This is a genomic window from Bacillus cereus group sp. N24, from assembly GCF_016483345.1.
Classification (GTDB): Bacteria; Bacillota; Bacilli; order Bacillales; family Bacillaceae_G; genus Bacillus_A; species Bacillus_A toyonensis.
Genome location: NZ_JAEHCA010000026.1, coordinates 1 through 14,217 on the forward strand (window position 1 = coordinate 1; position 14,217 = coordinate 14,217).

Sequence of the window (14,217 nt, forward strand, 5' to 3'; positions counted from 1 at the left end):
AAGTATCAATCTAAAGAATGAAGCGATAAGGCTTCTAACCGCAAGGACTGCGGAGATAGCCTAATAAATTAGAGTTCAATAGAACTCTTTACTTAGGAATCCCCTACTTCTAAACGAAGTGAAAGTGGGGATAGTTCAAGAAAATAAGTTAAAACAAAAGAAGTTGCTATAAAAGTACACTCCTTACTTAAGTATATGGAGCAATTGTTCAATGAAATTTTTAAATAATCTAACAACTTCATCTTTATATTTTTAGGATAGTTAATTATCTTAAATTAAAAATTAAGCAAATCTATTTTTAACCCCGTTCTAAATTAGAACGGGGTATGCTTGTTTGAGCTTTTAAAATTTCCGTAGTCTTTTCACAATAAATTAGCTGAAAATATAAGACTACATACTATACGCGAAAGAGCATAAAACAATGGAATTATAATAAGGGATTAATTTCTTTTGGATGAGGACATAGCCTATAGCGGGAGGCGTACCCGCAGATGTAAAGCATCGAGGATCTTAAAAATAAGAATAATCAACTAAACAAAGGATTATAAATTGGGGTACCATCACATATCCATCAACTTAAGAAAACAAGTCACCCCAAAAACGATAAATAAGCTTCTTCATTACAAGAATGCCTAAAAATTTCGTTCTAGGGGTGCAATAAAACTTTAGCTTGATGGCTATGTGTCTCTAGCCCAAATTGTTCAATGTAATTAATACAAATTTTTCTCTTATCACAATTATTGAATTCAAGGAGAGTGAATGCAGATGCATGCTGAAATTAAATTCATTCATCACGTCGGCCATGTAGTCTCCGATATGGAAGCTACACTCGAGCTGTACAGAAAACTGGGATTTGTCTGTTCACCGCCGTCCTATCCGGCGTTGGCTGAAAATGAAGGAGAACATCCGAAGCCATTCGGAGCAGCCAATTCGCATGTCGAATTTTTAAGCAGCTTCATCGAAATCGTAACGGTTGCCGAGAAAGGCGCGAGGATTCCGCTCAATGCAAAACTCGTTCCGTTGCAGGCATCGCCGGATGTGCTCCAAGCAATAATTGGAAAAATCAAACGCACTGTCGATACTGTCTCCAGATGTCTATCCCGTTATGAAGGAGCGCATATTCTTTGTTTCGGTACAGAGGATGCCGACCAGACAGCGGACCGTTTCCAACGGAGTGGAATCAGTCATAGCGGCGTTAACACCGTGCAGCGACCTCTTGAGATGCACGGAGGAATTCAACTTATTCCTGTGCGCTATTTGGAAATTGACGGGGACAACGTGCACGAAGGTCGTTTGGCTGCAGCGGAAAGCCCACCCTCAGTCATAATGGAGGAGCAAATGCCTCCGAACCATCCGAATGGGGCGACGGATCTAGTCGAATCAATCTTATGCGTAGACGATTCCGAGCTGGACGAATTCACTAGGCGATACGGCCGATACTTGGATTGTGAGGTCCGAACGAATGGAGTGACACACATCTTCAATTTGGAAGGGGCTCGCATCACAATCGTTCCCAGATCGCGGTTGTCAGAGTTGCTACCAGGAGAGATGGCACCCCCGGTGCCGGGATTCGCCGGGTACGCGGTAGCAGTGAGCGATATCTCCCACACCCGAAGTTATCTCGAAGAGAACGGTTTACCGATAGCGGAGACGAACTCGGGCGACATCTTCGTACCGGCGGCCTCGGCGCTTGGTGCTGCTATCGTGTTCAGGAAAGCGTATCCGCGAAAAGCAAACAATCTGCTTTAAATTGAAACAGGGGTAGATTAAGAATTTAAAAAATACCAATTTTATGTAAGTGTCTTAAAAGGTACAAAACAACTGTTTACGGTATAAAAATAGTGCTATTACCAAGAGGGATTTTTTACTTCTCCTTAGGATAGCACTACATTAAATAACTTTATTTTCATTTCACATTATGTACCTAAAGCACACATTACTTTAGGTACATTTATTCACAATTCTCTTCTTTTAAACAAATTTCGATGAATGCAAAAATATTCTTTGCCTCAATAGCACGCCTTCCCCAGTCATGGTAATAGTATAAAACCTGTCCTGAAAACCCAACTTCAGATGGATCTGTATCAATACAAAGGTAATCTCCGCCACCATTTTCTGCAATTGGAATCCACTTAGAATTCCAAAGAGCTGGTTTAAGCTCTTTTTCAATATCTGGCTCTAAATCATCATCAGGATCGAATTCTTCCTGTAAAAATTTCCAATTATCCATAATTTCAGAAATAGGAGACAGAGTCAAATTTCTTACAAATGGATTCACCCCGGGTTCCCAAATTTGTCCGTTATACACTCTGTAAAAGCTCTTCATTTCTTCAGGGAGTGTAAGCCCCAGTGTATCCTCAATAAGTTGAAAATCTTCATCACTTGCACCTGGCTGAAGATTTAACGATTCTTTAAAGTTACCTTCAGAATTTGATCCTCTTTCGATAATACGTTGCCACAACCATTCAGCTTGATTTATCATGCTATTTATCCACCTCTTACGTCTCAAATATAATATCTTTACTACAGGATTTGGAGACTATGAATAGCTCTATTTTACAGCCTTTTTAAATTTACGACCAAAAGTAATTAACATACCTGCAAGAATTGCTAATATACCTACAGCGGTACCATTATTTGAACTTGCACCTGTTTTTGGAAGCTCTTTAATGGTAGGTTTTTTATTATCCAAAGTACTATTAGTGTTGTTATTGTCAGAGACGTTTCCGGTAGTATTATTATTACTATTGTCAGGACCTTCTCCAGAATTAGTATTGTTATTACTATTATCAGAACCGTTTTCAGTGTCTGTATCCTTTACAGTTACTTTTTGTGTGGCCGTTACTTCATTTCCACTTGCATCACGAACTAGAAACTTCACTTCGAAATTACCTGCTTTAGATGTATCAACTTCGCCCATATGAATTACTTTGTCAGTAATATCGCCATCTTCTTTATCGATAGCTTTAACGCCAGAAAGTGGGCTGTATTTATCGCCGACATGAAGGGTTACTTCAGTAGGTACAGTTAAAACTGGATCTTCATCTTTTGATTCTACTTTTTGTTTCACTGTGACAGTTTGCTTAGCGGTAACAGTATGCCCTTTAGAGTCTGAAACTGTATAAGTTAACTCATAAGTACCAGGTTTAGAAGCATCAACGCTGCCATCAACTGTTACTTTATCAGTAATATCGCCGTCTTCATTATCAATAGCTTTAACGCCAGAAAGTGGATTGAATTTATCCCCTACATTAATCGTTGTTCTAGTAGGTACAGTTAATTTCGGTTCCGTATCGGGAGTTTCTTCATTTTCTTTTACAATTACAGATTGTGTAGCTGTCGCATTAACTCCTTTAGAATCAACAACCCAATATTCTACAATGTATTTACCGGGTTTGGAAGTATCTACATTACCTTTATATTTAATTTTATTAGTTAAATTACCATCTTCCTTATCAGATGCAGTTACACCAGCCATTGGATCAAATGCTTCACCGACACGAAGTGTAGTAGTAAATGGCACAGTTAATACAGGTGCTTCATTTGTTGTTTCTACTTTCTGTTTCACAGTTACAGTTTGTTTAGCGATAACAGTATGCCCTTTAGAGTCTAAAACAGTATAAGTTAACTCGTAAGTACCAGGTTTAGAAGCATTTACGCTGCCATCGACTGTTACTTTAGAAGTAATATCACCGTCTTCTTTATCAGTAGCAGATACACCAGCCATTGGATCAAATTTATCTTCTATATTGATAGTAGCTTCAGCAGGTACCGTTAAAACTGGGACTTCATCTTTAGGCTCTACTTTCTGTTTCACAGTTACAGTTTGTTTAGCAGTAACAGTATGTCCATTGGAGTCTGAAACAGTATAAGTTAACTGGTAAGTACCAGGTTTAGAGGCATCTACGCTACCATCAACAGTTACTTTAGAAGTAATGTCGCCATCTTCTTTATCAGTAGCAGATACACCAGACATTGGATCAAATTTATCTCCTATATTGATAGTAGCTTCAGCAGGTACCGTTAAAACAGGCGCTTCATTTTTTGTTTCTACTGTTTGTTTCACAGTTACAGTTTGTTTAGTGGTAACTTTATGCCCTTTAGAGTCTAAAACAGTATAAGTTAACTCGTAAGCACCTGGTTTAGAAGTATCTACGTTACCATCAATAGTTACTTTAGAAGTAATGTCACCATCTTCATTATCAATAGCTTTAACTCTTGCCATTGGATCAAATTTATCTCCTACATTAATCGTTGTTTTAGTAGGTGCAGTTAATTTTGGTTCCATATCGGGAGTTTCTTCATTTTCTTTCACAATTACAGATCGTGTAGCTGTCGCATTAACTCCTTTAGAATCAACAACCCAATATTCTACAATGTATTTACCAGGTTTAGAAGTATCTACATTACCTTTATATTTAACTTTATTAGTTAAATTGCCATCTTCTTTATCAGTAGCAGACACACCAGCCATTGGATCAAACTCTTCACCAACATGAAGTGTAGTACTAAATGGTACAGTTAATACAGGAGCTTCATTTTTTGTTCCTTCCGTTTCTTTAACCTTAACTGGTTGTTTCCTAACTATTGTAAGACCCTTAGAATTAGTAACCGAGTAAGTTACCTCATAAGTACCAGGTTTAGAAGTATCTACATTACCCTCAACTTTTATTTTAGAAGTAATGTCACCGTCTTTTTCATCAATAGCCGATACTCCTGCCATTGGGTCAAATTTATCTCCTACATTAATCGATACTCTATAAGGCAATCTTAATGTAGGTTTCTCCCCCCTCTTAACCCATACATGTACCTGTTTAATTACTGAAAAACCTCTAGAATTAGTAACCGTATAATCTAAATTATACCCGCCTGGCTCAAAAGGATCTACTTCACCAACTATGTTTATTTTATCAGTAATATCTCCATCTTTTGAATCATAAGCTGACACTTCCGACATTGGATCAAATGGATCTCCTACATATATTGTAGTTTCATAGTTTACATCTAAGTATGGAAATAAGCTTTCTGGACGTTCTTCTTTCTTGTCTTTTGCTTTTTCCTGTACTGGCTCAGCCGTTTTTAATGTATCTGTCGTTTGCGCACTTGCATTACCTACCCCTGTAATCATTGATGTAGCTAATGTTGCTGTTGCTACAAACCCTACTAGTTTTTTTGATTTGGTTGTTGAATTCCCCATTTATATGCCCCTTTTCACTGTTTGAATAATTAGTATTTTTATAATATTCAATGGTATTTTAACATAAGTTATCCATTATATGTATAATTTGATTGAGTTATATCTAAATATTAATATTTTTTAGCTTTAGAGTGTCTCTCTAAGTCCTTATAAATTGAAGGTTAGATTAGAAAGTGTAAAAGGGATATTAGGATTGTTTCTTATTACTGAATAAATGCTTTTTTGAAATGGGGAGATTATACTACATATAAAAAAACACGAAAGGGGACTAGAATTTGCAAACATATATATGGAATCTTGGTGATGCGTCACTTACATTTCACAACGGTACTATGGTTCCATTTCAAAAGGGGGAGCTTGCTACTACGACTCGTGACATGATGTATTTTTATTACGATGTTCTTTTACAAGTGCGTCAGGAAACACGTCGTATCTTGGTTCGTAATCATCCAACAGCACATTATATTGCGGACGCGATTCATGCAATGATCCATCCCCCCACAAAGGCAGAGGGGTACTTGTTAGAAAACACAAGAAGTATTCCAGATTATATTCGTAAAGTCTGGTATCATCAAATGGAAATTGCTGATTTATTCTGGCGAGATATGTTTATTCGTCTTGAAAAGTATCAGTATGAGGTAAAGAAATCATATGAAGAAACGGTAACAGAAACTACAGAATATAAAATAACCATTGGTTCCATATCAACTGATTCAGAATCCAATAGTAATTTTGTTTGGTATATTAATGGGGTAACGCAGGAGAAATTACAAGAACTTGCAACAGTCGTTCAGGATTTTACTGAGGATACCATCCAGCTATACAATCATGGTGTAGAAACAGAAATAAGATAACATAAGAATAGAGAACAAGTTTCGATTGTGCCTTTTAAAACTTGTTTCCTATTCTTGATTTAGTGTGAAGGTTATTTGTAATAATTCCATCAAACTTTAGTTTATACCTACATGAGAGTATGTTCATTATAGGACTGTTTACGTCTAAAATAGCGTTGTTTAATAAATGAAATTAATGACATTGAATTATATTTCTTTTCAATATGTGACAGGATACTTAGATAATTATCTATTTCATTGTTATAGCTTTCATTTTGTTTACTTAGAAATGTGAAACATAGCTCAGATATTTTACTTTCAGTATTTATACAGAACTTTTGAAAATCATTTTGCTCTATTTTTAGATTAAAGAAACCATTTTTTACGTTAAATCCAACTTTTGTATAAAAACCTATTAAATATTCTTCATCGAAGGCCATGCTAATCATTCCATTGAAGAGGAGTCCATAACCAGGATAGCTAAAATATGCCCATCTGTATATGGAATATACCATAGCAGTTCCAACCCCATTTCCAATATGATTTGCATCTAAACTTGTAATAGTAATTTCAATTTTTTTTTCAGAATGCTCTTTATGAATACGACATGAAGCAATTCCAACCCTGGAATTATTCACAAGGTCGTGAAATTCCATGTCGAAGGAGATATGGTCAAAATCACATCGTTCTGTAATACTAGTAAATGAACATTTTAATTTCTGGCCATTGGTAGTCATAATGATCGGAAGTGTAGTTAACATAGAATAAATTACACCCTTTCTAAATATTAGTTAATCCCGCGATTTGTGATTAGTGAAACTCCTAGCATAAAATTGGGCGAAGTAAAGAAGTTAGGCGGGGGATTAGCTGCTAGTAAAAGTTTAATGGATTCAGTTGAATATATGATCTTAAAAGGCATATAAATCAAATTTAATATAATAAAAAAAGAGCCATGTATGAGGTATGGCCCTTTATAAGTATTAAAATGTTTCTCCGTGTTCTCTCATTACGTAATGGATAGAGCTATCCTGTACTTTGGGTGCAAATGTTTCTCCGTGTTCAGCATTTTGTATTGTGTTGTTTGAAGTAAAACCAAAAACGGCTACTAATCCTAGAGTGATACCTAAAACTTGAATTACTTTCTTCATTATTTTAGTGCCTCCTTTTTACGTAGTTTTTCTTCGGCTTCGTGTGACTTAAAGAAATATTGGTTTGCTTTATCTTGCTGGTTAGATGAGTAGAATTTTAAAGCCAATTGTTTCGAATAGTCATGAACGAACCCTAATAAACCTTCTTGTTCAAAGTACTCAATTCCTTCTGAGATTATATTTTCGGACTTTTCTGTAGATTCTTTCGAGTTTAGTGCGCTTAATATTGAGAAGTGGTGTTTATATTCCGTGTTATTGATGCGATTGCATGCTTCTAACCCAGTTTCAATAAATTTTAATGACTCTTCTGTATTTCCAAGTTTGTAATTTTCTCTTGCAATAAGGAAAATAGCTTTATAACTTTTTTCTGGAGTATCAATAGCTGTTGTTAGGTTTCGTATAGCTGCTTCTGAAAGATCCTGTTCAGCATATAGAAAACCTAAATTATGTCTAATTTTAAGGCCTAACATGGTGTTGTGTTTTTTTGTAACGATATCTAAAGCCTTAATAAAATATTCTTCCGCATATTCATATTGTTTAAGTGATGTACATGTTAATCCAAGGATATTATTACAAGCTGCTATATTAAGTTCATATCCTGTTTCAGGTTCGTAGAATTTTAAAGCGCGGTTTGCATATTTAACTGCTTCTAAAGGGTGCCTTACCTGATAGTAAAATGCTGCTGCTTTATAATAGAATTCAGCTTTCTCAATCTCATCAGGGATATTTGCGATTAACTGTTTGGCTTTATCGAAATATTCACCAGCCTTTTTATATTCTCCAATTTCTGTGTTATGAATTGCTTTAAAGAAGTTATAGTAGTAATTCAAAAGTTCTTCACTTGGTTTATTAAAATCTTCAATTTTTTCAAGCGATTTTTTAGAGCCTTCATAATCCTTGTTAAGCATATTATGTCTAAACTCTAATAAAGAGTAGTATAAAAGCACGTTTTGGTTTTCTTCAATTTTATCAATCTTATTTTTTATTTCTCCAAATAAATTAGTTGATTGTTCATGATCAAGTTCGCGAATAGAGTCATGCCAGTTATTTAAAAGCTCTGTAATTTCACTTAATGTTACTGTTGCTGCTCCCATATAAAACCCTCCTATTATATATTGTGCGATTTCTCATTATTGTATCAAAATTGTTAATATTTAGGTATCCAGAAAAATATTTCTCAACAATTTTCTATTGACTTCTCCGGAAAAAAGTATTGTTTTCGAGTTTTCCAGACTGTAACATCTATGAATAAAATCAGAAAATTTTCTTGTGAAGATAATTGACCTTAGCAGAATGGAGAGCAGGTTAATTAAATATGACCTAGTTTTGAATACGCCTGGTTCTTTTTAAGAATAGGTTGATATTATTTTACTGTCGCTTAGTTTCGTAGAATTATTTGTATATATTTAAAGTGAAGGACAAGTTACCGATAGTAACCTGTTAGATAAAGAGTTATTTTTATATTTATAATTAAAGGGGGGATCTGTAGAAAAGTGAATCTAGTTTTGTATGTGATTCTCATGATAGTTATAGCAATAATTTTTAATCTAGGAATTCTGTTTTGGGGAAGTGTAAGGAGAAATTACAAAAAGCAACATTTGCATAATACTAATCTTAAGAAAAGGGAGAAATGACATTTGTCTATTTTTGATAGATTATTATTTTTTATGTTTTAAGTATGGTTGCTTTATTATTCTGTGATGTTTTGGGAATTAAAGTGTTTTTTAGTTTTTCTACGATGATAATAAATATGGTCTGTTCATGCTATCTATATATTCATTATGTGAAAAGAAGGAATAGAGAAGTCCATTATGTTGTTTAAAGGGAACTGGTAGAAATTTGTGAACATACTTAGTAGTCAATTATGAGAATAATAATTGTGGGGGAAAAAGATGAAATGGGGAATAGAAGCAATAAAAAGTTATGAATTAAATTGTAATGGTTTAGATCGTTTTACTTTTTTAGGGGAAGAATACCAGAGTACCAATTGGAGTTACTTATCCCTCTCTCATCTTCAAAATTTCCTGGAAACATCAGGTTTGGATAGAGATATGATTTTAGAACTGCTGCCAATTAATTTTAAAGGCATTGTATGGAATTCTCTCGAAAGCGAAGACCTGGAATTTCTAAATACTTTAACTAACCCTAATAGATGTTTGGAAATTTTAGATAGATATAACTTATTGGATTCTGCAGCAGCTTATACACCAAGCATGGAATATAAACTGAGATGGTTAAAAGAGCGCTGGGTGAAAGGATATTATATATTCGCCAACTGTTAAGATAAGACTTGAATAATAGAAAGGAGGATGCAATTGAGAGGACCAACCCATGTAGCTGCAGGAGCAGCATTGGCTTTAATTGCACATAATTATGCGGGAATAGGTGATGATCCATATTTATTAACGGCCACATCAATAATTGGGGCATTAATACCAGATATTTGTCATCAAGGATCTACTTTAGGAAGAAAAATACCTTTATTATCTTGGGGTATCAATAAAACTTTTGGTCACCGAACAATAACACATAGTCTAATCTTTTTGTTTGGTATAACGGCACTTCTTAAGTACCTAGTTCCCCAGTACCCCATAATATATATAGGAATGTTTATTGGAGTATTAAGTCATCTAGTGTTAGATGCCCTTACACCAAGTGGGATTCAATTGCTTTATCCTTTGAAAATGAAAATAAGATTTCCGATATATACAAGAACAGGAAGTATGATTGAATATATATTTTTCTTTTCACTTATTGTAATTGACATGACTTTAATTGGAGGCTCTTTTTAAAATTACATGAAAAATAGGGAAGAAATAAGGCACTAGAACAGTTATTTAATGTTCAAGTGCTTTTTTTATGTAGAGTATACATTTTAATTAATGATGGGTAAACTTTCTATCTTATTTATACAAATTATGTTATGGTACAATATGTTAATTAAATACAATTTTTTCTAAGGGGATGGGGCATAGTGAAAGCAAAGAAACTAGTAACGTTTGCGATACCGTTCATGCTATTGGCAGGTTGTGGTACCGATAAAACAGACGCAAAGCCAAAAGAAAAAGTAGAATCTAAATCAGAAACGAAAGAAAAGCTGTCAAAAGAGAAGTATCCAACTCGAATGACTGGTTTATCTTCTGAGTTAGTGCAGAAAATTACAGTAATAACTGAGATAGCTATGGATAAAACTAAAAAGGAAACTGACTTAAAGAAAGAAATTCTAAAAGAAGAGTCTGAGTTGCAAAAGATTATCGCTAAGTTTAAGAAGATAGACCCACCAAAAGAGTTTGAAGACGCTCATAAAGAGATTTTAAAAGCAGTAGACTGTTATAGTGAAGCCTATGCACTTCAAGTAGAAATTATGAAGGGGAAAGGAAAAGTAACAGACGAAGATAGAGAAAAGTCTAAAAAGTCAATGGACTTGATTAATGAGGGTAACAAGTACTGGCATAAAGGATTCGACCCTATTGAATCCCATAATGAGAAGGAAGCAAAAGCCTTAGGTTTCGATGTAGATACGAAGACCGACTCTAAGTCGTCAACTACTTCTGATAATGGTAACGTACAAATATCCGCAGACGGTAACGAGTTAATCGGTTCTTGGGGTAGTTACAAAGGTTCTGAGTTTCGTAAGGGTTTAGACTTTAGACAAGATAAGTCATTCACGGCTTATGATGACACTGGTAACTCTTCTTATGAAGACAACCATATGACAGGAACATGGTTATACAATAAAGACAGTAATAAAGTAACTTTGATTCCTACTGAGTTTGTTAAAGACGGTAAGAAGATAGATGCTAGACAAATGAATGCGGTGGTAGATTATACTGTTGAGTTTTTTAGAGCAGGTTCTTTAAGAATGGTAGATAGTAAAGGTAACAAAATAGAAGCAGAAAGACAGAAGTAAAATTGAAATAAAGTCGAACTGTTTATAAAAAAGCTGAACCACTAGATTCCTTTGTATAAAAGGAATCTTTTTTGTGCTTATTTTTAATTTCGATATTCTTATAAGGTAATACTTTTGCTACAAGTAATGAGGCAAAAGACGAAAGAGGTGTGGATTTGAAATAAAGTTTAATCGTTTTGAAAATTTATTTCAAATCCACAATATTACTAATATGTATCAACGTAAAAATTACTTAAATAATTACTTATATAGGTCCAAACAAAAAACTCTGTAAAATTATTACAGAGTTTTATCTCGACTTTTTATTTATTATTTACTTGGTGATAACGTCAAATCTCCAAATTTCTTTTTAATAGCTGAAGTCGTTGCCTTAAATTTATATTCATCACCATCTTTTTCTACTTCAAATACAATTGGATCTTTCCCATCTTCTTCTAAACTAATTTCATCTTTGTTAATTTTATATGTAAAACCTCTTGTAAAAGCCCCTATCTTGAAAGAAACTGTATTTTTAGCGAATTCTGCTGTATATGATTCGCCATTGGTAGCAACGACATTCCACTTTTTAGATTGCAAATCATCTGATGGATCTTTACCACAAGCACTTAACCCCATAATTGCTATAACTATTAATAAAACATAAATACTTTTTCTTTTTAAATCCTTCATACTCTTTTCTTTATCCCCCTTTAAATAACAAAAGGATATGCTTTAGCCTTTTAAAAGCTGAAAGTCATACTCTTTCTATATTTCCCCTAAAATACTTTTATATGTATATCATTTTACAATAAATTACAATTGTAGTCAAAAATATTCATATATTGTTGTAGTAAGTTTTACAAAAAAATGGTCAAACTTTTTTATAAAATTTGTACACAAATTCAAAACAATGAATCTATTTTTGACCAATCTTTTTTTCAAAATATGAAGAGTTCTTCTTTAATAAGGGATTTTCTTCTTTTAATATAAATTTTTCTCAATTAATGGTATATCTGTATTACGGGGACCTTTTCGGTTGACTAGGGAGAAAGATTATAAAAGTGATATGGGAGGAACAAAAAATGTTATTGGAAAAAAATTGGGGTTTGGAGTGGTTTCAGCCGCTCTTCGTTTATCTTTAATTGGTGGGGGAACATATGCATATTTTAGCGATCAAGTGGTGACAAATAATTCATTCGTTGCAGGTACATTGGATCTAGCTATGCAACCAACTACTTCACTTAACTTAGAAAATTTAAAACCTGGGGACAAAATATTAAAGAAATTCAATTTAAAAAATAGTGGTACATTAGATATTAAAGATATCATGATGAAAATAGACTATACTGTAAACGATTTAAAACAAAATAACACTACAGAAGATTTCGGTAAACATATTAAAGTACAATTTCTTTGGGATTGGGATCCTGCAAAAAGTCCTGTATACGAGACAACTCTTGCAGAACTAAAATCACAAAGCCCAGAGATTGCCTCCAAAAAAATATTTCATTCTAAGTGGACTGAAACAGGGGGATTAAAACCTGGGAAAATGGATTGGTTTTGGATAAAGTTTATATTTGAAGACAACGGCACAGATCAAAACGTGTTCCAAGGGGATAGTATTGCATTAAAAATGGAGTTCCAAGCCAATCAAACAGATGGACAAGAAAGATAAATTTAAGAACAGATTACTTGAAAAAAGTAAAACTGAGTTTATGCCTTTTAATAATTCAAAAGAATGATTACTACATATCTATACCAAAAGCCATTGATATCAGCATTTACGCATGATACCAATGGCTTTTGTAAGTTTAACATTTTGTATGTTTTGTAAAACTAACATTTAATTTATAAATAGTAAACATGTTTAAGAAAAAAGGGGAAAATAAAAGTACCCCCTGACTTTTCTATAAATGAGATGGCAGCGAGCTATAAAAACTTATGCTTAACTTCCTTTTGAATTATTAAAATACCCTTTTAACATGCTTTTTGAGAAACGATTTGGGTACAAAGCAACAAGCATTTCATAAGGGCTTCCTTTCCAATAGCGTTTTAAGGGTGTCCATAATTTTTGTTTTATCAGCCATCTTTGATTAAATACTTTTAATAGCTGTTTCTCGTTTAGTTTTTCTTTCTCTTCAATGGTCCACCTTAATGCTTCTAATGCTTTACTTCTAGACCAAAAGCCAACAGGCGTAACTTTAAATTCCCATTCTTTAAAACGTCCTTGATATAAGTCGTTAATCATTTTAAATGGACTATTCCCCCACATTAATTGACATGTAGACGCTAATCTGTGAGTCTTTAGCCACTTTATATTGTATACAATCAGTAATTGTTCGGGAGTCAATTTTTCTTTTTCTTCAATAGTCCATTTCAATGCTTCTAATGCTTTTTCTTTCGTCCAGAAGTTATTGGGCGTCATAAGAAATTCCCATTCTTTAAAACGACTGGGGTACAGATCGTTAATTATTGCAAAAGGACTGCTATTCCAATACATCGCCAGAGGAGCACCGAGTTTCTTTCGTTCTAACCATCTTTTACCGTATACCCGTAAGAGCTTTTCTTTTGATAACTTTTCTTTTTCTTCAATCAGCCATTTCAAAATGGTTAATGCCTTTTCTTTCGTCCAAAAATTTAAAGGAGTCATACCAAACTCCCATTCTTTAAACTCACTTGGATATAAATCATTTATCGCTTTAAAAGGACTACTTTCGTATCTATGTTTGAGTAATCCTCGTAGTTTATATTTTACAAGCAATTGAGTGTTCCACTTTTTTCTGATGTCTTCCTTATTCCATTTTAAAATACTGTGTAATAAATATGTGATTACTCTGCGGGCCTGTTTATTATCCATATCTTCTTTCCAAGTATTCGGAGGGAAACGTTTCCTTTTTCCATCCAATATTTCTTGATAAATTTCTTCTATCGCAACGGCTTTCATTGACAATATATAGATCCTCCTACATTTGTATTTATATTTATACAGTATTAGTGTTTTAATTAATATATCTATATTAATTAATTTACATGGAATTATCATTAAAAACAATACATAATTTGTTTTTTCTTAAAAATCTAATTATTAAACAAATGTATATTTGTTTAAATTTTCTAATTTTTGGTATATACTTAATTACAATCACTATA

General features: G+C 33.6%; 13 protein-coding genes. 6 read left to right on the forward strand and 7 right to left on the reverse strand.

The window, feature by feature from the left end; translation table 11 throughout:
* Window positions 1-765 precede the first annotated feature (765 nt).
* Complete coding sequence (locus JDS95_RS24995; protein ID WP_085451019.1) at window positions 766-1,749, forward strand: VOC family protein; 984 nt, start codon at window positions 766-768, stop codon at window positions 1,747-1,749.
* Between the two features lie 202 nt (window positions 1,750-1,951).
* Here the strand turns inward: JDS95_RS24995 and JDS95_RS25000 are convergent, their stop codons facing one another.
* Complete coding sequence (locus JDS95_RS25000; protein WP_085451003.1) at window positions 1,952-2,482, reverse strand: SMI1/KNR4 family protein; 531 nt, start codon at window positions 2,480-2,482, stop codon at window positions 1,952-1,954.
* A 69-nt stretch (window positions 2,483-2,551) separates the two neighbouring features.
* A complete protein-coding gene (locus JDS95_RS25005; protein WP_098016144.1) occupies window positions 2,552-5,197 on the reverse strand; it encodes an immunoglobulin-like domain-containing protein in 2,646 nt (881 codons plus the stop codon).
* 275 nt (window positions 5,198-5,472) lie between these two features.
* On the opposite strand from JDS95_RS25005, the gene JDS95_RS25010 reads away from it, so the two are divergent.
* Window positions 5,473-6,051: a hypothetical protein gene (locus tag JDS95_RS25010; RefSeq protein WP_242474188.1), complete on the forward strand. Its 579-nt coding sequence runs from the start codon at window positions 5,473-5,475 to the stop codon at window positions 6,049-6,051.
* Window positions 6,052-6,158: 107 nt separating this feature from the next.
* Here JDS95_RS25010 and JDS95_RS25015 read toward each other — a convergent pair whose 3' ends face one another.
* From JDS95_RS25015 to JDS95_RS25025, 3 genes are all read right to left on the reverse strand, one after another.
* Window positions 6,159-6,791 (reverse strand): GNAT family protein, encoded by a 633-nt coding sequence (locus JDS95_RS25015; RefSeq protein WP_052943692.1) that lies wholly within the window; start codon window positions 6,789-6,791, stop codon window positions 6,159-6,161.
* A gap of 219 nt (window positions 6,792-7,010) precedes the next feature.
* A complete protein-coding gene (locus JDS95_RS25020; protein WP_000755964.1) occupies window positions 7,011-7,178 on the reverse strand; it encodes a hypothetical protein in 168 nt (55 codons plus the stop codon).
* Window positions 7,178-8,272, reverse strand: a complete 1,095-nt coding sequence (locus JDS95_RS25025) for a Rap family tetratricopeptide repeat protein (RefSeq protein WP_085451005.1) — start codon at window positions 8,270-8,272, stop codon at window positions 7,178-7,180. The genes JDS95_RS25020 and JDS95_RS25025 overlap by 1 nt, the downstream gene beginning before the upstream one ends.
* 798 nt (window positions 8,273-9,070) lie before the next feature.
* On the opposite strand from JDS95_RS25025, the gene JDS95_RS25030 reads away from it, so the two are divergent.
* The 3 genes from JDS95_RS25030 (at window position 9,071) to JDS95_RS25040 (ending at window position 11,088) form a co-directional block, all read left to right on the forward strand.
* Window positions 9,071-9,460 (forward strand): hypothetical protein, encoded by a 390-nt coding sequence (locus JDS95_RS25030; protein WP_000870993.1) that lies wholly within the window; start codon window positions 9,071-9,073, stop codon window positions 9,458-9,460.
* A 27-nt stretch (window positions 9,461-9,487) separates the two neighbouring features.
* The gene (locus tag JDS95_RS25035; RefSeq protein WP_242474189.1) at window positions 9,488-9,970 is read left to right on the forward strand and encodes a metal-dependent hydrolase; all 483 of its coding nucleotides are present in this window, start codon (window positions 9,488-9,490) and stop codon (window positions 9,968-9,970) included.
* A 182-nt stretch (window positions 9,971-10,152) separates the two neighbouring features.
* Window positions 10,153-11,088 carry a DUF7018 domain-containing (lipo)protein gene (locus JDS95_RS25040; RefSeq protein WP_052943695.1) on the forward strand — a complete coding sequence of 312 codons (936 nt, stop codon included), beginning with the start codon at window positions 10,153-10,155 and terminating at the stop codon, window positions 11,086-11,088.
* A 309-nt stretch (window positions 11,089-11,397) separates the two neighbouring features.
* Here the strand turns inward: JDS95_RS25040 and JDS95_RS25045 are convergent, their stop codons facing one another.
* On the reverse strand, window positions 11,398-11,757 hold the full coding sequence (locus JDS95_RS25045) for a hypothetical protein (RefSeq protein ID WP_000653922.1): 360 nt from the start codon (window positions 11,755-11,757) through the stop codon (window positions 11,398-11,400).
* 376 nt (window positions 11,758-12,133) lie between these two features.
* Here JDS95_RS25045 and JDS95_RS25050 point away from each other — a divergent pair, with 376 nt between their 5' ends.
* Window positions 12,134-12,742: a TasA family protein gene (locus JDS95_RS25050; protein WP_199690857.1), complete on the forward strand. Its 609-nt coding sequence runs from the start codon at window positions 12,134-12,136 to the stop codon at window positions 12,740-12,742.
* Window positions 12,743-13,012: 270 nt separating this feature from the next.
* Here JDS95_RS25050 and JDS95_RS25055 read toward each other — a convergent pair whose 3' ends face one another.
* On the reverse strand, window positions 13,013-14,017 hold the full coding sequence (locus JDS95_RS25055) for a DUF4046 domain-containing protein (protein WP_085451007.1): 1,005 nt from the start codon (window positions 14,015-14,017) through the stop codon (window positions 13,013-13,015).
* Window positions 14,018-14,217 lie beyond the last annotated feature (200 nt).

Coding starts and splice junctions, on each gene's coding strand:
- JDS95_RS25005 (WP_098016144.1), bottom strand. CDS start 5,197: ATGGGGAATTCAACAACCAAATCAAAAAAACTAGTAGGGTTTGTAGCA.
- JDS95_RS25050 (WP_199690857.1), top strand. CDS start 12,134: ATGGGAGGAACAAAAAATGTTATTGGAAAAAAATTGGGGTTTGGAGTG.
- JDS95_RS25030 (WP_000870993.1), top strand. CDS start 9,071: ATGAAATGGGGAATAGAAGCAATAAAAAGTTATGAATTAAATTGTAAT.
- JDS95_RS24995 (WP_085451019.1), top strand. CDS start 766: ATGCATGCTGAAATTAAATTCATTCATCACGTCGGCCATGTAGTCTCC.
- JDS95_RS25000 (WP_085451003.1), bottom strand. CDS start 2,482: ATGATAAATCAAGCTGAATGGTTGTGGCAACGTATTATCGAAAGAGGA.
- JDS95_RS25035 (WP_242474189.1), top strand. CDS start 9,488: ATGCAATTGAGAGGACCAACCCATGTAGCTGCAGGAGCAGCATTGGCT.
- JDS95_RS25045 (WP_000653922.1), bottom strand. CDS start 11,757: ATGAAGGATTTAAAAAGAAAAAGTATTTATGTTTTATTAATAGTTATA.
- JDS95_RS25020 (WP_000755964.1), bottom strand. CDS start 7,178: ATGAAGAAAGTAATTCAAGTTTTAGGTATCACTCTAGGATTAGTAGCC.
- JDS95_RS25015 (WP_052943692.1), bottom strand. CDS start 6,791: ATGTTAACTACACTTCCGATCATTATGACTACCAATGGCCAGAAATTA.
- JDS95_RS25025 (WP_085451005.1), bottom strand. CDS start 8,272: ATGGGAGCAGCAACAGTAACATTAAGTGAAATTACAGAGCTTTTAAAT.